Genomic DNA, 21,574 nt, shown 5'->3' with positions numbered 1-21,574 from the left:
TGTGTCGGCGCAAAGTTATATCACGCAGACCCTATTGACGATACTTACCCATCTATCCTTTCAGCTTCTTTACGAGGCTGTCGTAAATTGCTAGTTCCATGTCGCAAATTCACAGCCCGAATGTAACAAGGCTGACAACTTAAGTGCTGTTTTCAGACCGCTTTCGAAGTTTGAATTCGTCCTTGGTGTGCACTCAAACGCTGCTGATTTTTATCGCGAAACACCTGCTTCCAGGCGGGTGCCCTTGCCGACTATACGGGTGTCAATGCAACAAGCGTGCACAAAGCGGTAACCGAATGTCATTTTTTCGTGAAAACCGTTACGGCAGTGTAAAAACCGCATAAGCACGGGCTTCTTACGTCGTTTGGTTTGGGCTTGACGCCCGGGCATGTCACCGGTGAGGAGGTACATAAATCCTGCGCCAGAACAAAACGTTACCGGTTCACCCCCTTGAGTGGGTAGTTGGCGGATCTCTTTGAAGCACAGGTGGGTCATTTTGGTGCACCCCGTTAAGGCCCGAATCAGCGTAGCTCAATTATTCGGCTGCCTCGAAAGGGTGCAGGTTTTTTATTAGGTTGCATCACGGCTTCCCTGCATTCGCTGTGAAGCCTCAAGCATTCAAAGGTATGCTGGGCACCTGATATCGACCTGCCGAACGGAGTGCCCGCGTGTTCGCCTTAGATCAACGCCTGCAACAAGACACACTGGCCATTGGGGACTTTCCGCTCTGTCGCCTGCTGCTGTCCAATGACTCGAATTACCCCTGGTTCATCCTGGTGCCGCGCATTGAGGGTATCAGTGAAGTGTTTCAGCTGGATGTCGCAGATCAACAAACACTGTGGCAAGAAACAACGGCCTTGGCGCAACTGCTCAATGAAGGCTTTGTGGCCGACAAGATGAACATTGGCGCCTTGGGCAACGTTGTCAGCCAACTGCATGTGCATGTGATTGTGCGCAAACGGGATGACGCCGCGTGGCCCGCACCGGTCTGGGGCAAACACCCGGCCCAGCCTTATACCGAGGAGCAAGTGGCGGCGATCCGCAGCCGACTGCGCGTGTTATTGCCCGCCGGCTTCATCTTTACCCAGGACTGAATCATGGACCTGCAAGAACGCGTCACCGACCTGGAAAGCCGCCTGGCTTTTCAGGACGACACCATCGATACCCTCAATGGCATCCTCGTCGCTCAGCAGCGTGCGGTTGAGCGCCTGCAACTGCAGATGATGGCGCTGCTCAAGCGCCAGGAAGAAATGGGTGGCCAGTTCGAGTCATCCGAAGAAGAGGCGCCGCCGCCTCACTATTAATAAGCACGCAATAAAAAACCGCGACCCAGCCAAGCTGGATCGCGGTTTTTTTTGCGCTGCGGGTGGGAATCAGCGACGCGGTAATGCCGCAATCACGTCTTCGGCCTGCAGGCCCTTGTCGCGGTTCATGACGGAGAACTCCACGCGCTGGCCTTCAACCAGAACGCGGTGGCCTTCGCCACGGATGGCCCGGAAGTGGACGAAGATATCGTCGCCCGAATCGCGGGAAATAAAGCCGAAGCCTTTGGAGGTGTTGAACCACTTGACGGTCCCGGTATCCCGGTTGGTCATGTCGTAGTTTTGCGACGCAGCGGCAGGGGACGAACGGTAGAAGCTGATGGCCAGGTGAAGAACGATGGCGACCACAGCAATCACCAGGCTGAGCAGGATGGCCGGGTGGCCGCCCACTTCAGGCATCGGTGCCAGGAGGGTGAGGGTTTGAACGACAACGGTCAGTACCAGCAACGCGCTGACCAGGTTTTGCAGTTGATGACGCGTGCCTTTGTTCCAGTAAGGGATTACCGGTACCAGCGTCAGGTTAAGAAGGCCGAACAAGGCCAGGTACAGAGCGTCGTGTTGTTCCAGGTAGGGAGGGCTTCCCTGTTGCAAGCTCGGTATAAAGGACAGCAGCAACGCTGCAACGCCCGTTAGCAGGTGGACGATTTTCAACATTTTGATTAACTCACGTTAAGAAGGATCACAAGGAAGAGCTGACTGGCACGGTTCGCTTCTGAACAATGGGAGGCGTTGAGCACGTGCGCGGGTATCAGCCTATGTGGCGGCCGCAGAAATAAACGGCTAGCCACACGACGTCTATTTAACAGCAAAGGCTGTGCCTACTCAAATCAAGCATTTCGGGGCGTTAAAGCCAGCGGAGCATTTGTGCAGCAAACGCTTGTCCTAGACAGGTGCGGGCTGTTCGGGCGACATTTTGAATGTTTCCTGACCGGCGCAAAGGCTTGCCCGCCGGTCGCAGGCGAGCGACCGCGTTGGGGTAGCGGGGCGATTTGTCGCACGGCACCTGCGTGAGGTGGGCTGCACACAGGCGGTACTCTTGCTAGAGTGGTCCTGCACCTGATCAATGAATATTCGTCAATTGAAGGGGAAAAACATGGCAATCGATATTGGTATCAGTGAAGAAGATCGTAAATCCATCGTCGATGGGCTTTCACGACTGCTGTCCGATACCTATGTACTGTATTTGAAAACCCACAACTTCCATTGGAACGTCACGGGCCCCATGTTTCGTACGCTGCACTTGATGTTTGAAGAGCAGTACAACGAACTCGCACTGGCCGTGGACTCCATTGCCGAGCGTATCCGCGCCTTGGGCTTCCCGGCACCGGGGGCTTATTCGATCTATGCCCGCCTGTCTTCCATCAAGGAAGAGGAGGGTGTGCCTAGCGCCGAAGAAATGATCAAGCAGCTGGTGGCCGGCCAGGAAGCAGTGACACGTACCGCACGCGGGATCTTCCCATTGCTGGACAAGGTCAGCGATGAGCCCACGGCGGACTTGTTGACCCAGCGCATGCAAGTACACGAGAAAACCGCGTGGATGCTGCGTTCCCTGCTCGAAAATCAATAAGCTTCGTGCCTGAGTGGCGCCTTCCTGGCGCCGCTCGCTTGTTTCTCTGCGCTTCCTGGCGTTGTCCTACGATTATCAACGCCCCGTCTTCTGGCTGCCCCTCTCGTCCTGCTGTTTTATAGAGCCACTGTCCAATGGGAGAAACCCGTGGGCTGCTGTTTGGCAATGGAGTGTCAGGTGTATGTCACGTGGTGTGGGTAATGGAGTGATGGAAGCCGGTGGTTTTCATAAGATAAAGGTCGACCCCTTTGCAAAAGGGTTCGACATGGGGCTGGCCAAGCCATTGTCCCGGTCAGTCAGGCTCAACGGGTTTTCGACCTGCCTGCGGCTCGAACAGATCTACTGGAATATCCTCACGGAGATAGCCGGGATCAATGCCTGCTCGGTCAGTGCGTTGCTGTCTTACGTCGACCGGGAAGTGCATTTGAGGTACGGAGGGGTGAAGAACTTCAGCGGGCTGGTCAGGGTGGTGTGCGTGGTTCACGTATTAAAAGGGCGTGTCAGCGCCCTTGACCTCGATTAATACGGCCGTTGCGAAGCGGGTCCACCGTCAAGGCGGGCCAGGCTTCGGGCAGAAAGCCGGCTGCACTGCCTCGATTTACCAGATATAATCCCGCGCTTTGCTGCGCATGCCTGGGGTTTATCCACAGGGCAGGGCGTGGCGCAGTAACGATCTGATCGCCGAGACATCTCCATGCCCATGTACGACTATCAATGTGCTTCCTGTGGTCATCAGTTGGAAGCCATTCAGAAGATCAGCGCAGCGCCGCTGGTCGATTGCCCTGCCTGCCAGGCTCCTGAGCTGAAGAAGATGTTGTCCATGCCGGGCTTCCGCCTGAGCGGCGGCGGCTGGTACGAGACCGACTTCAAGACCGGCGCCAAGAAGAACCTGGCGGGCGGCGACAAAGCAGACTGAGTTGAACTCTACGCGCAGGCTCCTGCATTATCCGTCCCCTGCTTAAATGTACGGTGACGAGGCGAGCCTCCACCGAATTTCGAATTACGAGAAGTGAAACCACTACCATGATGCGCAGCCACTATTGCGGCCAACTGAACGAGACCCTGGAAGGTCAGGAAATCACCCTTTGCGGATGGGTTCACCGTCGCCGCGACCACGGCGGGGTGATTTTCCTCGATATCCGTGATCGTGATGGTCTGGCCCAGGTGGTGTTCGATCCGGACCGCGCCGAGAGCTTCGCCGCCGCCGACCGCGTGCGCAGCGAGTACGTTGTCAAGATCACCGGCAAGGTTCGCCTGCGTCCGGCCGGTGCCGTGAACGCGAACATGGCCTCCGGCGCCATCGAAGTGCTGGGCTACGAGCTGGAAGTGCTGAACGAGTCGGAAACCCCGCCGTTCCCACTCAACGAGTATTCCGACGTGGGCGAAGAAACTCGCCTGCGCTACCGCTTCCTGGACCTGCGTCGTCCGGAAATGGCCGAGAAGCTGCGTCTGCGTTCGCGCATGACCACCAGCATCCGCCGCTTCCTCGACGAGAACGGCTTCCTCGACGTCGAAACGCCGATCCTGACCCGGGCCACCCCGGAAGGCGCGCGTGACTATCTGGTGCCAAGCCGTACCCACGCCGGCTCCTTCTTCGCCTTGCCGCAATCGCCGCAGCTGTTCAAACAACTGCTGATGGTGGCCGGCTTCGACCGTTACTACCAGATCGCCAAGTGCTTCCGCGACGAAGACCTGCGTGCCGACCGCCAGCCTGAATTCACCCAGATCGACATCGAGACCAGCTTCCTCGATGAAAAAGAGATCATGGGCCTGACCGAACAAATGATCCGCAACCTGTTCAAGGAAGTGCTGGACCTGGAGTTCGGCGAGTTCCCGCACATGACCTTCGAAGAAGCCATGCGCCGCTACGGTTCCGACAAGCCAGACCTGCGTAACCCGCTGGAACTGGTGGACGTGGCCGACCAGCTCAAAGCAGTCGACTTCAAGGTGTTCAGCGGCCCGGCCAACGACCCTAAATGCCGTATCGCCGCCCTGCGTGTACCAGGCGGCGCGAGCATGCCGCGCAAACAGATCGACGACTACACCAAGTTCGTCGGCATCTACGGTGCCAAAGGCCTGGCGTACATCAAGGTCAACGAGCGTGCTAACGGTGTTGATGGTCTTCAATCGCCGATCGTGAAAAACATCCCGCTGGACAACCTGAACGCGATCCTCGATCGCGTTGGCGCGGTTGACGGCGACATCGTGTTCTTCGGTGCCGACAAAGCCAAGATCGTCAGCGAAGCCCTGGGCGCGCTGCGGATCAAGCTGGGCCACGACCTGGACCTGCTGACCTGCAAGTGGGCACCGATGTGGGTGGTCGACTTCCCGATGTTCGAAGAGAACGACGACGGCAGCTTCAGCGCCTTGCACCACCCGTTCACTGCGCCGAAGTGCTCGCCGCAAGAGCTGGAAGCCAACCCCGCTGGCGCTCTGTCCCGCGCCTACGACATGGTGTTGAACGGCACTGAGTTGGGTGGCGGTTCGATCCGTATCCACCGCAAAGAGATGCAACAAGCGGTCTTCCGCCTGTTGGGCATCAACGAAGCGGAACAGGAAGAGAAATTCGGCTTCCTGCTCGACGCCCTGAAATACGGCGCGCCGCCGCACGGTGGCCTGGCGTTCGGTCTGGACCGTCTGGTGATGCTGATGACCGGCGCCCAGTCGATCCGTGAAGTGATCGCCTTCCCGAAAACCCAGAGTGCTGCGGACGTCATGACCCAGGCTCCGGGCGTGGTGGATGCCAAGGCCCTGCGCGAACTGCACATCCGTCTGCGTGAGGCGCCGAAGGCTGAGTAAGGCCGCTGCGTGAACGCGCACTGAGGTTTACGCAGTCTAAAAAGGCGCATCTTCGGATGCGCCTTTGCGTTACAAGGGTTGTGCTTTAAAGAGAGAAGTCCGGCCTGGGGCTGGATCGATAAGGTTTCTAGAGAATTTCGGAGTTGTGTTATGGCTGGCCATTCCAAGTGGGCGAACATCAAGCACCGCAAAGAGCGTCAGGATGCCAAGAAAGGCAAGATCTTCACCAAGTGGATTCGCGAGCTGACCGTCGCTGCTCGCCAGGGGGGCGGTGACCCGGGCTCCAACCCGCGTCTGCGCCTGGCGCTGGACAAGGCGTTGGGCGCCAACATGAGCCGCGACATTATTGATCGCGCCGTGGCGCGTGGTGCCGGTGCAGCTGACACCGACGACATGGTCGAGCTGAGCTATGAAGGCTATGGCCCGGGTGGCGTGGCGGTGATGGTCGAGTGCATGACCGACAACCGCAACCGTACGGCGGCAGCCGTGCGCCATGCGTTCAGCAAATGTGGCGGCAACCTCGGTACCGACGGTTCGGTGGCCTACCTGTTCGAACGCAAGGGGCAGATCTCCTTCGCACCGGGCGTGGACGAAGACGCACTGATCGAAGCCGCCATGGAAGCGGACGCCGACGACGTAGTCACCAACGAAGACGGCTCCATCGACGTATTCACCTCGTTTGCCGGGTTCTATACCGTGCGTAACGCGTTGGAAGCGGCCGGTTTCAAAGGCACTGACGCGGAAATCGTGATGCTGCCGACCACCAGCGCCGAGCTGGACCTGGACGGCGCGCAGAAAGTGCTGAAGATGCTCGATATGCTCGAAGACCTGGACGATGTGCAGAACGTTTATTCCAATGCCGACATTCCAGAAGAAGTCGCAGCACAGCTAGTCTGAAAAATGATGTAGATCAACATGTGGGAGCTGGCTTGCCTGCGATAGCATCACCTCAGTTTAGAAGACGCACCGAGGTGCCTGCATCGCAGGCAAGCCAGCTCCCACAGTTGATCGATGTTGGCCGCAAGAATTGTGTTTCCCCCACCCCGCAGGCGTTATGACTTTAATCCTAGGTATCGACCCCGGTTCGCGCATTACCGGTTTTGGCGTGGTGCAACACACCCCGCGTGGCTGCGTCTACGTCGCCTCGGGCTGCATCCGCACTGGCGCGGGCGAGTTGGCCGAGCGCCTGCAGATCGTCTATCGCGGCGTGCGTGAAGTGATCCAGACCTACGGGCCGGTCACCATGGGCATCGAAAAAGTCTTCATGGCCAAAAACGCCGACTCCGCCCTGAAACTCGGCCAGGCCCGTGGCGCCGCGATCGTCGCCGGTGCGGAAGAGGGCATGGAAATCGCCGAATACACGGCGACCCAGGTCAAGCAGGCCGTGGTGGGCACCGGTGCGGCAAACAAGGAGCAGGTGCAGATGATGGTCATGCACATGCTCAAGCTCACCTCAAAACCGCAAATCGACGCCTCCGACGCCCTGGCCATTGCCATTTGCCATGCCCACACCCGCTCCAGCCTGTTGCCACATGGCCTGGGCACGGCACGCAGTCGTGGCGGGCGGCTGCGTCTCTGATAGCATCAGCGCAATCGTTATTTCCGGTCAGGCCTTGTTCTGACCCCAAGCTTTAAGGATCTGAACCGTGATTGGACGCTTGCGCGGCACCCTGGCTGAAAAACAGCCGCCGCACCTGATTCTGGATGTAAATGGGTTGGGGTATGAGCTGGAAGTGCCCATGACCACCCTCTATCGCCTGCCGTCGATCGGCGAGCCAATAACGCTGCACACACATCTGGTGGTGCGCGAAGATGCGCAATTGCTCTATGGTTTCATAGGCAAGCGCGACCGCGACTTCTTCCGCGAACTGATTCGCCTCAATGGCGTGGGGCCCAAGCTTGCGCTGGCGTTGATGTCGAGCCTGGAAGTGGATGAATTGGTACGCGCTGTTTCGGCCCAGGACACCTCCGCGCTGACCAAGGTGCCGGGTGTCGGCAAGAAAACCGCGGAGCGCCTGCTGGTGGAACTCAAGGACCGCTTCAAGGCCTGGGAAGTCGTACCGAGCATGTTTGCCCTGGTGCCGAACCAGCCGGATATGCCGGTGGGGCAGGTTGCCAGTGCCGAAAGCGATGCCGTCAGCGCGTTGATCTCCTTGGGCTACAAGCCGCAGGAGGCCAGCAAAGCGGTGTCGGCCATCAAGGACAAGAACCTGAGCAGCGAAGACATGATCCGCCGAGCCCTGAAGGGAATGATTTAAGTGATTGAAGCTGATCGTCTGATCGCGGCCACCGGCCCGCGCGACCGTGAAGAGGTCCAGGACCGCGCCATCCGCCCCCTGAGCCTGGCCGACTACATTGGCCAGCCCACCGTGCGCGAGCAGATGGAGTTGTTCATCCAGGCCGCGCGCGGGCGCAGTGAGTCCCTCGACCACACGTTGATCTTCGGTCCGCCGGGGCTGGGTAAAACCACGCTGGCCATGATTATCGCCCATGAAATGGGCGTGTCGATCAAGTCCACCTCCGGCCCGGTGTTGGAGCGTCCGGGTGACCTGGCGGCGTTGCTGACCAATCTTGAACCCCACGACGTGCTGTTTATCGACGAGATCCACCGGCTGTCGCCGATCGTCGAAGAAGTGCTGTACCCGGCCATGGAAGACTTCCAGCTCGACATCATGATCGGCGAGGGCCCGGCGGCCCGCTCGATCAAGCTCGACCTGCCGCCTTTCACACTGGTCGGCGCAACCACCCGCGCGGGCATGCTGACCAACCCGCTACGAGACCGTTTCGGCATTGTGCAACGTCTAGAGTTCTATAGCACCGCTGACCTGGCGACCATCGTCAGCCGGTCCGCAAGCATTCTCGGCTTGCCCCTGGACCCGGAAGGCGCCTTCGAAATCGCCCGCCGGGCCCGTGGCACGCCACGGATCGCCAACCGTTTGTTGCGTCGCGTACGCGATTTTGCCGAGGTGCGGGCCAAGGGGCATATCACCAAGGCCGTGGCTGACCTGGCCTTGAACCTGTTGGATGTGGACGAGCATGGCTTCGATCATCAGGATCGACGTCTACTCTTGACCATGATCGAGAAGTTCGACGGTGGCCCGGTGGGCGTGGACAGCCTGGCAGCCGCCATCAGTGAAGAGCGCCATACCATTGAGGATGTGCTGGAGCCGTACCTGATCCAGCAGGGCTACATCATGCGTACGCCACGGGGGCGAGTGGTGACGCGCCACGCCTATTTGCACTTTGGGTTAAACATTCCGTCACGATTGGGCGAGATGCCTGTAGTAGACGAATTCCTCGATGCAGTGGACGATTAAAAAGGTCACGCCAGTCGATTTATCTGAAGTTTGTGCTGTCCTAGTGGCTGGTGTCGTCATTCAGTCGTTAGAAATGTTGCTTGGAATGAAAAAACAGTTGCCTGGCCGGATTGGCAACCTGAGGAGTAAGCACTAGAGTATGCGCGCGCAAAACGGGGATCAGTCGTTCGTACATCGCTGTCGCGTTTATTACGAGGACACCGATGCTGGCGGCATCGTGTATTACGTCAACTACCTCAAGTTCATGGAGCGGGCTCGAACCGAGCGGCTACGGGAGTTGGGCTTTGCCCAATCCACGCTTGCGGGGGAAGACCTGTTGTTTGTCGTGCATTCCTGCGAGGCGCGTTACCACGCGCCGGCGCGGCTGGACGATGAACTGCTGGTCAGCGCGCAAGTAATCGAATTGAACCGTGTCAGCCTGCGCTTTAAACAGCAAGTCAGGCGGGCAACGGATGCAACGCTGCTCTGTGAGGGGCAGTTCCTGGTGGCCTGTGTGCGCACCAATAGTTTGAAACCCCGGGCCATTCCCGAAGCTCTACGTGCGGCCTTTGCCGGCGTAAGCGGCGCGGGTAAACAATCAAAGCAGGAGATTTAGCGTGGAACCTACCGTCGTCGACCATTCCTCCATGTGGAGCCTGGTCAGCAATGCCAGTGTTGTGGTTCAACTGGTAATGCTGATCCTGGTAGCCGCATCGGTTACCTCTTGGGTCATGATTTTTCAGCGCAGCAACTTGCTGCGTGCCGGTCGACGTGCCCTGGAGAGCTTCGAAGAGCGCTTCTGGTCGGGTATCGACCTGTCCAAGCTGTACCGTCAGGCGGGCAGCAACCCGGACCCGGATTCGGGCGTCGAGCAGATCTTCCGCGCCGGTTTCAAGGAATTCTCGCGCCTGCGCCAGCAGCCGGGCGTCGACCCTGAAGCGGTCATGGAAGGTGTGGCCCGTGCCATGCGCGTCGCGATTTCACGCGAAGAAGAGAAACTGGAGCAGAGCCTGCCGTTCCTCGCTACCGTCGGCTCCGTCAGCCCGTACATCGGTCTGTTCGGCACCGTCTGGGGGATCATGAACTCCTTCCGTGGCCTGGCTCAGGCCCAGCAAGCGACCCTGGCCACTGTGGCCCCGGGTATCGCCGAAGCCCTGGTCGCTACCGCGATCGGCCTGTTCGCTGCTATCCCAGCAGTGATCGCTTACAACCGTTTTGCCGCACGCGGCGAAACCTTGATCAGCCGTTACTACACCTTCGCCGACGAGTTCCAGGCGATCCTGCACCGTAAAGTGCACACCAGCGAAGAATAAGCAGGTAATTCCCAATGGCTTTAATCGCTCGAGCTCGCAAAAAGCGCAAGCCGGTCGCCGAGATGAACGTAGTGCCCTACATCGACGTGATGTTGGTGCTGCTGGTCATCTTCATGGTGACCGCGCCGATGCTCAATCAGGGCGTGAAGGTTGATCTGCCCAAGGTTTCCAGCGAAGCCTTGCCGCAAGACAACAACACTCAGGTCCTGACCATTTCGATCAAGGCTGACAAGACCTATTACTGGAACCTTGGCAGCGAAGTCGACACTCAGAAACAGCAGGACAAGGCCATGACCTTGCCGCAGATGACCGACGCCGTGACCAAGATCATCCGGTCCGGCAACGAAGGCGGCAAGCACACGCAAGTGTTCATTCGCGGCGACAAAGTGGTCGACTATGGCTCCGTCATGGGCGCCATGGGTGGGCTGCAGAAGGCCGGCGTCGGTAACGTTGGCTTGATTACCGAGGCGCCCTGATGCACCAACAGCGAGAGCCGTCCGCCTCGGAAAGCTTCTTCTGGCCTAGCGTCTGGGCAATTGCCCTGCACGTCCTGGTGTTTGGCATGCTGTTCGTCAGCTTTGCCATGACCCCGGACCTGCCGCCAGCCAAGCCGATCGTGCAGGCGACCCTGTATCAGCTGAAATCGAAAAGTCAGGCCACTACCCAGACCAATCAGAAGATTGCGGGTGAGGCCCAGAAGTCGGCTGCGCGCCAGACCGAAGTCGAGCAGATGGAACAGAAGAAGGTCGAGCAGGAAGCGGTGAAGGCTGCTGCGGAACAAAAGAAAGAAGAGGCGGCTCAAAAGGCCGAGGAATCGAAAAAGGCTGACGAAGCCAAGAAAGCTGACGAGGCGAAAAAGGCTGATGAAGCCAAGAAAGCCGACAAAGCTGCCGAAGCTAAAAAGGCTGAAGAGAAACAATTGGCTGATATAGCCAAGAAGAAGTCTGAAGAAGAAGCCAAAAAAGCGGCCGAAGAAGAGGCCAAGAAAAAGGCCGCTGAAGACGCCAAGAAAAAGATAGTCGAAGACGCGAAGAAGAAAGCCGCCGAAGACGCCAAGAAAAAAGCTGAAGCAGACGAGGCGAAGAAAAAGATCGCCGACGACGCGAAGAAGAAAGCTGCCGCCGACGCCACCAAGAAAAAGGCCCAGGAAGCAGCACGTAAATCCGCCGAAGAGAAAAAGGCCCAGGCCTTGGCAGATTTGCTTTCCGACACGCCGCAGCGTCAGCAAGCCTTGGCCGATGAACGTGGTGATGAAGTCGCGGGCAGTTTCGACGACCTGATTCGGGCACGGGCAGCGGAAGGCTGGACACGTCCACCTTCGGCACGCAAAGGTATGACAGTAGTGCTGCAGATCGGCATGTTGCCGGACGGTACGGTGACTTCGGTCAGCGTGGCCAAGTCCAGTGGTGACGGTTCGTTCGACAGTTCGGCGGTTGCCGCGGTCAAGAACATTGGCCGGTTGACCGAGATGCAGGGAATGAAACCAAGCGACTTCGCTCCCTATCGTTCATTCAAGATGACATTCACACCTGAGGATCTAGCCTTGTGAGAAACCTTCTTCGAGGAATGCTTGTCGTTATTTGCTGTATGGCAGGGATAGCGGCGGCGGATGAAAAGAACATCCTGGTCACCAGCGGTAGCGATCGGGCCACCCCGATCGCGGTAGTACCGTTCGGCTGGCAGGGCGGCAGCGTGCTGCCGGACGACATGGCCCAGATCGTCAGCGACGACCTGCGCAACTCCGGCTACTACGCGCCGATTCCGAAAGGCAACATGATCAGCCAGCCGAACCAGGCCAGCGAAGTTGTGTTCCGTGACTGGAAGGCCGTTGGCGCCCAGTACCTGATGGTCGGCAATATCACGCCAGCCGGTGGTCGCCTGCAGATCCAGTACACGTTGTTCAACGTGGCTACCGAGCAGCAGGTCTTGACCGGCAGCGTATCGGGCACCGCCGAACAACTGCGGGACATGGCCCACTACATCTCGGACCAGTCGTTTGAAAAACTCACCGGTATCAAAGGTGCGTTCTCGACACGCCTGCTTTATGTAACGGCTGAGCGTTTCTCTGTAGACAACACTCGTTATACGTTGCAGCGCTCGGACTACGACGGTGCACGCGCCGTGACCTTGCTGCAGTCCCGTGAGCCAATCCTGTCGCCGCGCTTTGCGCCGGATGGCAAGCGTATTGCCTACGTGTCTTTCGAACAGCGCCGTCCGCGTATCTTCGTCCAGCACATCGATACTGGCCGTCGTGAGCAGATCACCAACTTCGAAGGCCTCAACGGCGCACCTGCATGGTCACCGGATGGTTCGCGCCTGGCATTCGTGCTGTCCAAGGATGGCAACCCGGATATCTACGTGATGAACATGGCTTCGCGCCAGATCAGCCGAGTTACCAGCGGCCCGGGCATCAACACCGAACCGTTCTGGGGTAAGGATGGTTCGACCATCTATTTCACCTCTGACCGTGGCGGCAAGCCTCAAATCTACAAAACAAGCGTAGGTGGCGGTGGCGCAGAACGCGTGACCTTTATTGGTAACTACAATGCCAACCCTAAGCTTTCGGCTGATGAAAAGACGTTGGTGATGATTCACCGTCAGGATGGTTTCACTAATTTCCGGGTTGCGGCCCAGGATTTGCAGCGTGGAACGGTAAAAATCCTCACAGACACCAACCTTGATGAGTCAGCTACTGTTGCGCCCAACGGCACCATGGTAATCTACGCCACCCGCCAGCAGGGCCGGGGAGTCTTGATGCTCGTGTCCATTAATGGACGCGTAAGGCTCCCGCTTCCTACCGCACAAGGCGAAGTCAGAGAACCGTCCTGGTCCCCTTACCTGAACTGACGCGGCGCTACAAAAAGATTTGCTTAACACACTGGGGTTCATTAGGAGTTTCACGATGGAAATGCTGAAGTTTGGTAAGTTTGCTGCTCTGGCTCTGGCTCTGTCCGTAGCCGTTGGTTGCTCGTCTAAAGGCGGCGACAATGCCGGTGAAGGCGCAGCTGTTGATCCAAACGCTGGTTACGGCGCTAACACTGGTGCAGTTGACGGCTCCCTGAGCGAAGAAGCTGCTCTGCGCGCTATCACCACTTTCTACTTCGAATACGACAGTTCGGACCTGAAGCCAGAAGCCATGCGCGCTCTGGACGTTCACGCGAAGGACCTGAAAGCTAACGGCGCTCGCGTTGTTCTGGAAGGTAACACCGACGAACGTGGTACTCGTGAGTACAACATGGCACTGGGCGAGCGTCGTGCGAAAGCCGTTCAGCGCTACCTGGTACTGCAAGGTGTTGCTCCGGGCCAACTGGAACTGGTTTCCTACGGTAAAGAGCGTCCAGTTGCTACTGGCCACGACGAGCAGTCCTGGGCTCAAAACCGTCGCGTCGAACTGCGTAAGTAATTCGTCATGCGAACGTGCCGTCGTGCTCTAACTGTATTGGCTCTCAGCTTCGCACCGCTTGCGGTGTGGGCTGCGGTTCCTGTGGAAGATAGCAACTCTGGCTATAACAATAGCGGGAGCAGTTATCCGCCAGCGGGTTATGGCACGAACGGCGCCTATGCTGGGGGGGCGGCTACGTCCGCTCCCTCGGCACAGGGCGAACTGTTCAACCAGCTGCAACGCATGCAGGATCAATTGTCGCAGCAACAAGGCACCATTGAAGTTCTGCAGAATCAAGTGAACCAGCTGAAGCAAGAAGGCCTGGAGCGTTACCAGGATCTTGATCGACGTATTGGAGCCGGCGTAACACCTGCCGCAACTCCTGATAATTCTTCTGCCGGTGGCGCGCCAAGCGCTGCTGCCGGTGGTGCCGCAGCAGGGGCAGCGGCTGCTGGCCAAGCCCCTGCCGCCAGCAGCGAACCGGGTGATCCGGCGAAGGAAAAACTGTATTACGATGCAGCCTTCGACCTGATCAAAGCCAAGGATTTCGATAAGGCCAGCCAGGCTTTTACCGCATTCCTGCGCAAATACCCGAACAGCCAATACGCGGGCAATGCCCAGTACTGGTTGGGTGAGGTGAACCTGGCAAAGGGTGATTTACAAGCGGCGGGCCAGGCATTTGCCAAGGTCAGCCAGCTGTACCCAAAGCACGCCAAGGTGCCTGACTCGCTGTACAAACTGGCTGACGTAGAGCGCCGCCTGGGTCATACCGATAAGGTCAAAGGCATTCTGCAGCAAGTGGTTGCCCAATATCCGGGTACGTCTGCTGCCCAGTTGGCCCAGCGGGATCTGCAGCGCTTGTAAGCGATGTAGCCCGTTTAGAAGAAACCCGCGCCTGGCGCGGGTTTTTTCGTTAGAATCCACGCCCTTTTATGAAACACGCTTCCCGGGGTTGGCGCGTTGGCGCAATCCCTTGAAGTGCCTGACGGAGGCGGACAGCCTGTTTAGCTGTTACGCCCGTGGCGACTATGCAAGACACATTACGTATTACCGAAGTTTTTTACTCGTTGCAGGGTGAAACGCGAACCGCTGGCCTGCCCACCGTATTTGTACGGCTGACCGGCTGCCCGTTGCGTTGCCAATACTGTGACAGCGCCTACGCTTTCAGTGGCGGCACTGTGCGCACTCTCGACGATATCCTTGAGCAGGTTGCCGGCTTCAAGCCGCGCTACGTCTGTGTGACCGGTGGCGAGCCTCTGGCCCAGCCCAATGCCATCCCGTTGCTCAAGCAACTGTGTGATGCCGGTTACGAAGTCTCGCTGGAGACCAGCGGTGCCCTGGACATCTCTGCTGTGGATTCGCGCGTAAGCCGAGTGGTCGATCTGAAGACGCCAGGCTCCAAGGAAGCGCACCGTAACCTTTACGAGAACATCGATCTGCTGACGGCCAACGATCAGGTCAAGTTCGTGATCTGTTCGCGTGACGATTATGACTGGGCGGCTTCCAAGCTGATCCAATACGGCCTCGACCGCCGTGCCGGCGAAGTGCTGTTCTCGCCGAGCCATCATGACCTGAACGCCCGCGACCTGGCCGACTGGGTCGTGGCGGACAACCTGCCGGTACGCCTGCAATTGCAGTTGCATAAATACCTGTGGAATGACGAGCCGGGGCGCTGACATGACGGATCAAAAACGCGCCGTCATCTTGCTGTCCGGCGGCCTTGACTCCGCCACCATGGTTGCCATGGCGCAGGCGCAAGGCTACCGCTGCTACACCATGAGCTTCGACTACGGCCAACGCCACCGCGCCGAGCTGGACGCCGCCGCGCGTGTCGCCCGTGACCTGAGTGTGGTCGAGCACAAAGTGATCGGACTCAACCTCAATGGCATCGGCGGCTCGGCCCTTACCGACAGCAGCATCGATGTGCCCGAGGCGCCCAGCGAAGGCATCCCGCTGACCTACGTGCCGGCGCGCAATACCGTGTTCCTGTCGCTGGCCCTTGGTTGGGCCGAAGTATTGAATGCCCGTGACATCTTCATCGGCGTCAATGCACTGGACTACAACGGTTATCCGGACTGCCGTCCAGAGTACGTCGAGTCATTCGAGCGCATGGCCAACCTGGCGACCAAGGCTGGTGTGGAAGGGCAAAGTTTTCGTATCCAGGCCCCGCTGCAGAACATGAGCAAGGCAGACATTGTGAAGGCTGGCGTAGGACTTGGCGTGGATTACGCGCTGACTGTTTCCTGCTACCAGGCAGACGATGCTGGCCGCGCTTGTGGGAAATGTGACGCTTGCCGACTGCGTGCAGAAGGCTTCCAAACGGCCGGAATTACAGACCCAACGCGTTATTTCTGATTTATTTCAAATAAGGTGTTGAATAATCCTTAGAAATCAGTATTATACGCGCCACAACACAGCGGGTCGTTAGCTCAGTTGGTAGAGCAGTTGGCTTTTAACCAATTGGTCGTAGGTTCGAATCCCACACGACCCACCATTTTTGGCGGTTTAGAAAATCCGGAAGGCCCACGCAAGTGAGGATTTCCGGGTTTTTTTTTGCCTGGGATTTGGTTGAGAAGTAGAGCCTGGGTGAGGGGTTACCACTAAAGCCGGTGCAGGGGGCGTGCCGTCGCGGCGTTCGCTACGCGAGGTTTCAATAGAATGTCTTGAGTGATGGGCAACTCAGATATATCTCCCGCAATTGTCAGTTATAGACCTTATCTGCTTTAGGAAAAGTCCACGCCGTCCGAGCGCTCTTTCTGATAGCGCGGTTTGGTGTCAGCCATTTACTGTCATATCGTGAAATGTGCGTACAAGTCGTCAGTTGCCTTGATCGAAATCAGCAATTATTTACAGCCGACAATGACGACGTTCACACCGCTAGGGCATTCATCGGTGTCAGCACTATGGATGCGTGTGAGGCCTTATAACCATGCCTATGAACGGGCATTGCATTGACGCCTATTGATGGCTGTTCCAAAAGAGGGCTGTGGTTGTTATGAATATCTACCGTTCGCAACTTTCTCCACAAGCAATACATGTTCAACTGCCAACACAATCGCCAGCGAGTGTGACGGTAAAAAAATCTGAAGACAGTGCTTCGCGTACTCCGCTTATTTCCGATGCCTCAGTGCTCGATAAAGTAAGCGATCCAAAATTTGAAATGAAGAAAGAGTTCACATCCCCCAACGGATTGTTTGGTGTGAAGTACTCGCTTGCCGCTCCGCGCCCTGGGTTGAGCAACATTACGTTCCCTATCATTATCGACGAAGGTCTTCAAAAAAAGGCTGATAAGGACGCAGGGATTTACTACGCGATGATGTTCGGCGTCAATACTGAGAAAGGTACAGCCCTTGGTCGTGGCTATATCGGGATGCAACCCCGAGGGGATGGCAAGGCGCTGATTATTTTTTCCGGATATGGCCCGCATTTCAATGCGCCCAAAGGGCGTGCTGAATTTGATGGGGTAACAGGCGCGAGCAATAGCACCTTGGTGGACTTTAAGTTTGGCAATAAGTATGAACTTACTGTCGAACGAGACCCCGCAGCCCCGCGAATGTTGAGCGCCTATGTTCAGGATGTTACGGATCCTGATTACCCTGGGCCAAAACAACATGTCAAAGATATACACGTCGATCAGAATGTTGCGCTAGCGGGTAGTGACGCTGGCTTCGTCGAACAATACGGCGCGAAAATAAATAAAAGCTCGCAGATAGCGCCTACCCGCGGTAGTTTTTTTGCACCCTTTACTACTGATGACAAGGGGGATGTAAAGGTGGGTGAAATCATGAGCACAGGTCTGTATGGCAGGTATAAAAATTCGACGGTAGGTAAACAGCATATTGTCAAAGAACAGGGCATAGGTAAGGAGTTGGAGTTCTCTTTGCAAGGTGTTGGCTCTTAGGCGCAAACTGACGGCTGGCAGTATAGGTAGTGTTTTCGAAGGGCCTGTAAAACTTTATTCCCACCGCCTTATGGCGGTTTAGAAAATCCGGACGGCTCACGCAAATGAGGCGTTCCGGATTTTTTGGTTAAAGAGTATTGGCGTCCGCTCAACCAAACCGCCCGGTAATATAGTCCTCCGTCTGCTTCATCTGCGGCTTGGTGAAGATCTCGTCCGTATTCCCATACTCAATCAATTCCCCCATGAACATGAACGCGGTGTTGTCCGACACCCGCGCGGCTTGCTGCATGTTGTGGGTCACGATGATCACCGTGTACTGCGTCTTCAACTCTGTAATCAACTGCTCGATACGCCCGGTCGAGATGGGGTCGAGCGCTGAGGTCGGTTCGTCCAGCAGTAACACCTGCGGTCGCAGGGCAATGGTGCGCGCGATGCACAGTCGCTGTTGCTGGCCACCCGAGAGGCTCTGCGCGCTCTGGTTGAGTTTGTCTTTCACTTCATCCCACAGGGCGCCGCCGCGCAAGGCTTGCTCGACGCGGTCATTCATTTCACGCCGGGACAATTTTTCATGATGGCGCACCGCGTAGGCGATGTTGTCGAAGATCGACATTGGAAACGGCACGGGCTTCTGGAACACCATGCCCACATGGCTGCGCAGGCGGTTCATCGAGTAGCCGGGGGCGAGGATGTTTTCGCCATTGAGCAGCACTTCGCCACGCGCTTCTTGCTTGGGGTACATCGAGTAGATGCGATTGAACACCCGCAGCAAGGTGGACTTGCCGCAGCCCGAGGGACCGATGATGGCGGTGATGCGCTTTTCCGGAATGTCGATGTCGATGGATTTCAGGGAGCGTTGGTTGTTGTAGAAAAACTCCAACCCGCGCACCTGGATTTTGGTTTTTTCGTGAGCAATGCCGGTGGCGTCCATCAGTGAGACCTATTGCGTAAAAGAATCAGGCGGGATGCCAGGCTGAGTACCAGCACGAACAGCGTGAGGACCAATGCACCGGCCCACGCGAGCGCATGCCAGTCGTCGAACGGGCTCATGGCGTACTGGAAAATAACCACAGGCACACTGGCAATCGGCTTGAGCAGGTTGCTGCTCCAGAACTGATTGCCGAAGGCGGTGAACAGCAGCGGGGCCGTTTCCCCGGTAATCCTGGCCAGCGCGAGCAGGATGCCGGTGACCACGCCGGCTTTGGCCGCCCTCAACACGATCTGCAGCGTCAGCTTCCATTGCGGCACACCCAGTGCCAGGGCCGCCTCGCGCATGGTCGAGGGTTGTAGCTGGAGCATTTCATCGGTGGTGCGTACCACCACCGGAATTACCAGCAGGGCCAAGGCCAATGCCCCCGCGATGGCAGAAAAGCCGACCTGATGATTGGTCAGCAGGTTCAGCGGCAAGATGACGCCGGTGTAGATGAACAGCCCCAGCACAATTGACGGCGCGGACAGCAGAATGTCGTTGATGAACCGCACGGTAGTTCCCAGGCGCGAGTGTCGTGCGAACTCTGCCAACCAGATGCCCGCCATCAGCCCGATGGGTGTGCCGATCAGCAACGCGATAGCGGACATCAATGCGCTGCCATAAAACGCATTGGCCAGGCCGCCTTCGGTGCCGGGCGGTGGGGTCATCTGGGTAAACAGGCGCAGGTTGAGCGCCTGGAAGCCGTTGATGATGGTCGTCACTAAAATCCACGCCAGCCACAGCAGGCCAAAGGCCGTAGCGCCGCAACTGAGGAACATGGCCACGCCGTTTTTAAGCGCGCGTGTTCGATAAAGGCGTTCGTTCGCGTTCATAGCCCTTCCTTACGCGACAGGCGCATCAGCATCAACCGCGCCAATGCCAGTACGATGAAGGTCACGATAAACAGCAGGAAGCCCAAGGCGATCAGCGCCGAGCGATGCAGGTCGGTGTAGGCCTCGCTGAACTCGTTGGCGATGACGGACGCGATGGAACTGCTGGGCATCAGCAACGAGGCGGAAAACTGCTGGGCGTTACCCAGTACGAAGGTCACGGCCATGGTCTCGCCAAGGGCACGACCCAGGCCGAGAAAGATGCCGCCGACCACCGCCGACCGGGTGTAGGGCAAGACGATGTCCCACACCACTTCCCACGTGGTGCTGCCCAAGGCGTAGGCGGATTCTTTCAACTGTGTCGGCACACTGCGAAACACCTCATGCATCACCGACGTGATAAACGGCATGATCATCACCGCCAGCACGATGCCGGCGGTCAGCATGCCAATCCCCAGCGGTGGGCCCTGGAACAGCGAGCCGACAAAGGGCAGGGCGCCCAGGTAGTCATTGATCAAGGGCGACAGGTGTTCGGCCATAAACGGCCCGAAAACGAACAGGCCCCACATGCCATAGATGATCGATGGAATACCAGCGAGCAATTCAATGGCTGAGGCGACCGGCATCTTCAGCCAGGGCGGCGCGACTTCCGTGAGAAAAATCGCGATGCCGAAACTGACCGGGACGGCAATCAGCAAGGCCAGAAACGAGGTCACCAGGGTGCCGTAGATCGGCACCACGGCGCCAAAGTGGTTATTGACCGCATTCCACTCGGTGCTGGTGATGAAATCGAAACCAAAGGTCTTGAACGCCAGTGCGCCTCCCCAAAGCGTCGAGGCTGCAATGGCTGCCAGCAGCAGTAAGACCAACATGGCTGCGCCGAACAGTGTGCGTTTGAACCACAGATCGTGGCGTTGATCGCGGGCCGCGCGGCTGTCGCTCCGTGAGTCGCCCGCGTGAGTTGTCATAACCAGGGTTTGGACGCTTTCGTTCATATCAGATGTGCTCACCGCCTTCCTCAACCAATGAGGAAGGCGGTCATAGGGCGAATCAGTTGGTGAAGTCAGACTTCCAGTAACCTTCGATTCGCGTCACCAGAGAGTCCGGCAATGCTACGTAGTCCAGTGCCGCTGCCTGTTGCTGACCTTTTTCCAGTGACCACTTGAAGAAGCTGAACGCCGCCTGGCTCTGCTCGGCGTTCTTGGGCTGCTTGTACATGATGATCCAGGTGGTGGCCGTAATTGGCCACGCGCCTTCGCCTGGCGCGTTGGTCATGATCAGGTTGAAGTCTTTGGCGTTGGCCCAGTCGGCGGTGTCAGCGGCGGCCTGGAACGCCTTGGCGTCAGGTTTGACGAACTTCCCCGAAGCATTCTTCAACTGGGCGTACGTCATCTTGTTCTGTAAGGCGTAGGCGTATTCCACAAAGCCGATGGAGTTTTTGATCTGCTTCACGTAGGCAGAAACGCCTTCGTTACCCTTGCCACCCACGCCGACCGGCCAAGGCACGGTGGTGCCGAAGCCGATCTTGGTTTTCCAGCTCTCGCTGACTTTGGACAGGTAGTTGGTGAAGTTGTACGAAGTGCCCGAGCCGTCGGAGCGGTGCACCACGGTGATGTTCGCCACCGGCAGGTTCAAGCCGGGGTTGAGCGCAGCAATTGCCGGGTCGTTCCAGGCCTTGATGTCACCGAGAAAGATCTTCGCCAGGACGTCACCATCGAGTTTCAACTGGCCTGCGGCCACACCTTCGACGTTCATCACCGGCACGATGCCGCCAATCACGCTGGGGAACTGGCCCAGGCCGCCGGCTTTGAGTTCATCGGCGGACAGCGGCGCGTCAGAGGCGCCAAAGTCAACGGTGGCCGCCTTGATTTGGGCGATACCGCCGCCGGAGCCGATTGACTGGTAGTTGATGCGGTTGCTGGAGTTCTTGCTGTAGTCCTGTGACCACTTGGACAGCACCGGGTAGACGAAGCTCGACCCGGCACCGGTAACGTCAGTGGCGTGGGCCACGCCGCTCAGGCACAGGGCGGTCAACAAAACGGACAGACTTTTTTTGCTCGGCAACATCACGACAACACCTCAAGGAAGGGGTAAGTGGATAGGTCCACCTGTCTAAGACGTGACGATTTAATTCCTGGGATGTGTCTGTTTAATGACGGTTTGGCTTTATGAAGAAACATTTAGAAATGTATACCCC

General features: G+C 57.7%; 25 protein-coding genes and 1 tRNA gene. 21 read left to right on the top strand and 5 right to left on the bottom strand.

Annotation, left to right across the window (positions count from 1 at the left end; all coding sequences use genetic code 11):
- Positions 1-668 precede the first annotated feature (668 nt).
- Together ACDZ94_RS01985 and ACDZ94_RS01980 are read left to right on the top strand one after the other, a co-directional pair.
- Positions 669-1,094 carry an HIT domain-containing protein gene (locus ACDZ94_RS01985; RefSeq protein WP_432750999.1) on the top strand — a complete coding sequence of 142 codons (426 nt, stop codon included), beginning with the start codon at positions 669-671 and terminating at the stop codon, positions 1,092-1,094.
- Between the two features lie 3 nt (positions 1,095-1,097).
- Entirely contained in the window at positions 1,098-1,304 is a 207-nt protein-coding gene (locus tag ACDZ94_RS01980) for a SlyX family protein (protein WP_053257763.1), read from the top strand.
- A gap of 69 nt (positions 1,305-1,373) precedes the next feature.
- Here ACDZ94_RS01980 and ACDZ94_RS01975 read toward each other — a convergent pair whose 3' ends face one another.
- Positions 1,374-1,976, bottom strand: a complete 603-nt coding sequence (locus tag ACDZ94_RS01975) for a cold-shock protein (RefSeq protein WP_064453930.1) — start codon at positions 1,974-1,976, stop codon at positions 1,374-1,376.
- Positions 1,977-2,415: 439 nt separating this feature from the next.
- On the opposite strand from ACDZ94_RS01975, the gene ACDZ94_RS01970 reads away from it, so the two are divergent.
- From ACDZ94_RS01970 to ACDZ94_RS01880, 19 genes are all read left to right on the top strand, one after another.
- Positions 2,416-2,889: a Dps family protein gene (locus tag ACDZ94_RS01970; protein WP_003193874.1), complete on the top strand. Its 474-nt coding sequence runs from the start codon at positions 2,416-2,418 to the stop codon at positions 2,887-2,889.
- A 181-nt stretch (positions 2,890-3,070) separates the two neighbouring features.
- The gene (locus ACDZ94_RS01965; protein WP_064453929.1) at positions 3,071-3,412 is read left to right on the top strand and encodes a ribbon-helix-helix domain-containing protein; all 342 of its coding nucleotides are present in this window, start codon (positions 3,071-3,073) and stop codon (positions 3,410-3,412) included.
- Between the two features lie 171 nt (positions 3,413-3,583).
- Positions 3,584-3,805, top strand: coding sequence for an FmdB family zinc ribbon protein (locus ACDZ94_RS01960; protein WP_017139808.1), 222 nt, complete (start codon positions 3,584-3,586; stop codon positions 3,803-3,805).
- Positions 3,806-3,912: 107 nt separating this feature from the next.
- A complete protein-coding gene (gene aspS, locus ACDZ94_RS01955) occupies positions 3,913-5,688 on the top strand; it encodes an aspartate--tRNA ligase (RefSeq protein WP_064453928.1) in 1,776 nt (591 codons plus the stop codon).
- A gap of 150 nt (positions 5,689-5,838) precedes the next feature.
- On the top strand, positions 5,839-6,585 hold the full coding sequence (locus ACDZ94_RS01950) for a YebC/PmpR family DNA-binding transcriptional regulator (protein WP_064453927.1): 747 nt from the start codon (positions 5,839-5,841) through the stop codon (positions 6,583-6,585).
- Positions 6,586-6,742: 157 nt separating this feature from the next.
- On the top strand, positions 6,743-7,267 hold the full coding sequence (ruvC, locus tag ACDZ94_RS01945) for a crossover junction endodeoxyribonuclease RuvC (protein ID WP_024077147.1): 525 nt from the start codon (positions 6,743-6,745) through the stop codon (positions 7,265-7,267).
- A gap of 67 nt (positions 7,268-7,334) precedes the next feature.
- On the top strand, positions 7,335-7,946 hold the full coding sequence (gene ruvA, locus ACDZ94_RS01940; protein WP_064453926.1) for a Holliday junction branch migration protein RuvA: 612 nt from the start codon (positions 7,335-7,337) through the stop codon (positions 7,944-7,946).
- Complete coding sequence (ruvB, locus tag ACDZ94_RS01935; protein ID WP_064453925.1) at positions 7,947-9,005, top strand: Holliday junction branch migration DNA helicase RuvB; 1,059 nt, start codon at positions 7,947-7,949, stop codon at positions 9,003-9,005.
- Positions 9,006-9,144: 139 nt separating this feature from the next.
- Positions 9,145-9,600, top strand: coding sequence for a tol-pal system-associated acyl-CoA thioesterase (gene ybgC, locus ACDZ94_RS01930; RefSeq protein WP_262666176.1), 456 nt, complete (start codon positions 9,145-9,147; stop codon positions 9,598-9,600).
- 1 nt (position 9,601) lies between these two features.
- Entirely contained in the window at positions 9,602-10,297 is a 696-nt protein-coding gene (gene tolQ / locus ACDZ94_RS01925; protein ID WP_024077143.1) for a protein TolQ, read from the top strand.
- 23 nt (positions 10,298-10,320) lie between these two features.
- The gene (gene tolR / locus ACDZ94_RS01920) at positions 10,321-10,773 is read left to right on the top strand and encodes a protein TolR (RefSeq protein ID WP_161630238.1); all 453 of its coding nucleotides are present in this window, start codon (positions 10,321-10,323) and stop codon (positions 10,771-10,773) included.
- A complete protein-coding gene (gene tolA, locus ACDZ94_RS01915) occupies positions 10,773-11,846 on the top strand; it encodes a cell envelope integrity protein TolA (protein WP_064453923.1) in 1,074 nt (357 codons plus the stop codon). Before tolR ends, tolA begins: the two co-directional genes overlap by 1 nt.
- A 17-nt stretch (positions 11,847-11,863) precedes the next feature.
- The gene (tolB, locus tag ACDZ94_RS01910; protein ID WP_152745290.1) at positions 11,864-13,144 is read left to right on the top strand and encodes a Tol-Pal system beta propeller repeat protein TolB; all 1,281 of its coding nucleotides are present in this window, start codon (positions 11,864-11,866) and stop codon (positions 13,142-13,144) included.
- A 55-nt stretch (positions 13,145-13,199) separates the two neighbouring features.
- Positions 13,200-13,700, top strand: coding sequence for a peptidoglycan-associated lipoprotein Pal (gene pal / locus ACDZ94_RS01905; protein ID WP_003209827.1), 501 nt, complete (start codon positions 13,200-13,202; stop codon positions 13,698-13,700).
- A 6-nt stretch (positions 13,701-13,706) separates the two neighbouring features.
- Complete coding sequence (gene ybgF / locus ACDZ94_RS01900) at positions 13,707-14,543, top strand: tol-pal system protein YbgF (protein ID WP_128589859.1); 837 nt, start codon at positions 13,707-13,709, stop codon at positions 14,541-14,543.
- 164 nt (positions 14,544-14,707) lie between these two features.
- Complete coding sequence (gene queE, locus ACDZ94_RS01895) at positions 14,708-15,355, top strand: 7-carboxy-7-deazaguanine synthase QueE (RefSeq protein ID WP_053257751.1); 648 nt, start codon at positions 14,708-14,710, stop codon at positions 15,353-15,355.
- Position 15,356: 1 nt separating this feature from the next.
- Positions 15,357-16,034 (top strand): 7-cyano-7-deazaguanine synthase QueC, encoded by a 678-nt coding sequence (gene queC, locus ACDZ94_RS01890; protein WP_064453921.1) that lies wholly within the window; start codon positions 15,357-15,359, stop codon positions 16,032-16,034.
- Between the two features lie 63 nt (positions 16,035-16,097).
- Positions 16,098-16,173 (top strand) — tRNA-Lys (locus ACDZ94_RS01885).
- A 501-nt stretch (positions 16,174-16,674) separates the two neighbouring features.
- Positions 16,675-17,580, top strand: a complete 906-nt coding sequence (locus tag ACDZ94_RS01880) for a hypothetical protein (RefSeq protein WP_432750998.1) — start codon at positions 16,675-16,677, stop codon at positions 17,578-17,580.
- A gap of 148 nt (positions 17,581-17,728) precedes the next feature.
- Here ACDZ94_RS01880 and pstB read toward each other — a convergent pair whose 3' ends face one another.
- From pstB to pstS, 4 genes are all read right to left on the bottom strand, one after another.
- Positions 17,729-18,508, bottom strand: a complete 780-nt coding sequence (pstB, locus tag ACDZ94_RS01875; RefSeq protein ID WP_064453920.1) for a phosphate ABC transporter ATP-binding protein PstB — start codon at positions 18,506-18,508, stop codon at positions 17,729-17,731.
- Entirely contained in the window at positions 18,508-19,380 is an 873-nt protein-coding gene (gene pstA / locus ACDZ94_RS01870; RefSeq protein ID WP_064453919.1) for a phosphate ABC transporter permease PstA, read from the bottom strand. Before pstA ends, pstB begins: the two co-directional genes overlap by 1 nt.
- Complete coding sequence (gene pstC, locus ACDZ94_RS01865; RefSeq protein WP_432751479.1) at positions 19,377-20,345, bottom strand: phosphate ABC transporter permease subunit PstC; 969 nt, start codon at positions 20,343-20,345, stop codon at positions 19,377-19,379. Before pstC ends, pstA begins: the two co-directional genes overlap by 4 nt.
- An 82-nt stretch (positions 20,346-20,427) precedes the next feature.
- Positions 20,428-21,444 (bottom strand): phosphate ABC transporter substrate-binding protein PstS, encoded by a 1,017-nt coding sequence (gene pstS, locus ACDZ94_RS01860; RefSeq protein WP_082895948.1) that lies wholly within the window; start codon positions 21,442-21,444, stop codon positions 20,428-20,430.
- Positions 21,445-21,574: the final 130 nt, after the last annotated feature.

The sequence above is a fragment of the Pseudomonas sp. UBT genome, from assembly GCF_050915955.1.
Lineage (GTDB): Bacteria > Pseudomonadota > Gammaproteobacteria > Pseudomonadales > Pseudomonadaceae > Aquipseudomonas > Aquipseudomonas antarctica_A.
Note: the sequence above shows the minus strand (reverse complement) of the source record. Positions and strands in the feature narration are given on the sequence as shown.

What these genes read in the sequence shown, in the direction of transcription:
- aspS (WP_064453928.1), top strand. Translation starts at nt 3,913, where the DNA reads ATGATGCGCAGCCACTATTGCGGCCAACTGAACGAGACCCTGGAAGGT.
- pstS (WP_082895948.1), bottom strand. Translation starts at nt 21,444, where the DNA reads ATGTTGCCGAGCAAAAAAAGTCTGTCCGTTTTGTTGACCGCCCTGTGC.
- ACDZ94_RS01960 (WP_017139808.1), top strand. Translation starts at nt 3,584, where the DNA reads ATGCCCATGTACGACTATCAATGTGCTTCCTGTGGTCATCAGTTGGAA.
- ruvC (WP_024077147.1), top strand. Translation starts at nt 6,743, where the DNA reads ATGACTTTAATCCTAGGTATCGACCCCGGTTCGCGCATTACCGGTTTT.
- ACDZ94_RS01980 (WP_053257763.1), top strand. Translation starts at nt 1,098, where the DNA reads ATGGACCTGCAAGAACGCGTCACCGACCTGGAAAGCCGCCTGGCTTTT.
- ybgC (WP_262666176.1), top strand. Translation starts at nt 9,145, where the DNA reads ATGCGCGCGCAAAACGGGGATCAGTCGTTCGTACATCGCTGTCGCGTT.
- pstB (WP_064453920.1), bottom strand. Translation starts at nt 18,508, where the DNA reads ATGGACGCCACCGGCATTGCTCACGAAAAAACCAAAATCCAGGTGCGC.
- ybgF (WP_128589859.1), top strand. Translation starts at nt 13,707, where the DNA reads ATGCGAACGTGCCGTCGTGCTCTAACTGTATTGGCTCTCAGCTTCGCA.
- ACDZ94_RS01975 (WP_064453930.1), bottom strand. Translation starts at nt 1,976, where the DNA reads ATGTTGAAAATCGTCCACCTGCTAACGGGCGTTGCAGCGTTGCTGCTG.
- ACDZ94_RS01880 (WP_432750998.1), top strand. Translation starts at nt 16,675, where the DNA reads ATGAATATCTACCGTTCGCAACTTTCTCCACAAGCAATACATGTTCAA.
- pal (WP_003209827.1), top strand. Translation starts at nt 13,200, where the DNA reads ATGGAAATGCTGAAGTTTGGTAAGTTTGCTGCTCTGGCTCTGGCTCTG.
- queC (WP_064453921.1), top strand. Translation starts at nt 15,357, where the DNA reads ATGACGGATCAAAAACGCGCCGTCATCTTGCTGTCCGGCGGCCTTGAC.
- tolA (WP_064453923.1), top strand. Translation starts at nt 10,773, where the DNA reads ATGCACCAACAGCGAGAGCCGTCCGCCTCGGAAAGCTTCTTCTGGCCT.
- pstC (WP_432751479.1), bottom strand. Translation starts at nt 20,345, where the DNA reads ATGACAACTCACGCGGGCGACTCACGGAGCGACAGCCGCGCGGCCCGC.
- ACDZ94_RS01965 (WP_064453929.1), top strand. Translation starts at nt 3,071, where the DNA reads ATGTCACGTGGTGTGGGTAATGGAGTGATGGAAGCCGGTGGTTTTCAT.
- queE (WP_053257751.1), top strand. Translation starts at nt 14,708, where the DNA reads ATGCAAGACACATTACGTATTACCGAAGTTTTTTACTCGTTGCAGGGT.
- pstA (WP_064453919.1), bottom strand. Translation starts at nt 19,380, where the DNA reads ATGAACGCGAACGAACGCCTTTATCGAACACGCGCGCTTAAAAACGGC.
- tolB (WP_152745290.1), top strand. Translation starts at nt 11,864, where the DNA reads ATGCTTGTCGTTATTTGCTGTATGGCAGGGATAGCGGCGGCGGATGAA.
- ACDZ94_RS01950 (WP_064453927.1), top strand. Translation starts at nt 5,839, where the DNA reads ATGGCTGGCCATTCCAAGTGGGCGAACATCAAGCACCGCAAAGAGCGT.
- ACDZ94_RS01970 (WP_003193874.1), top strand. Translation starts at nt 2,416, where the DNA reads ATGGCAATCGATATTGGTATCAGTGAAGAAGATCGTAAATCCATCGTC.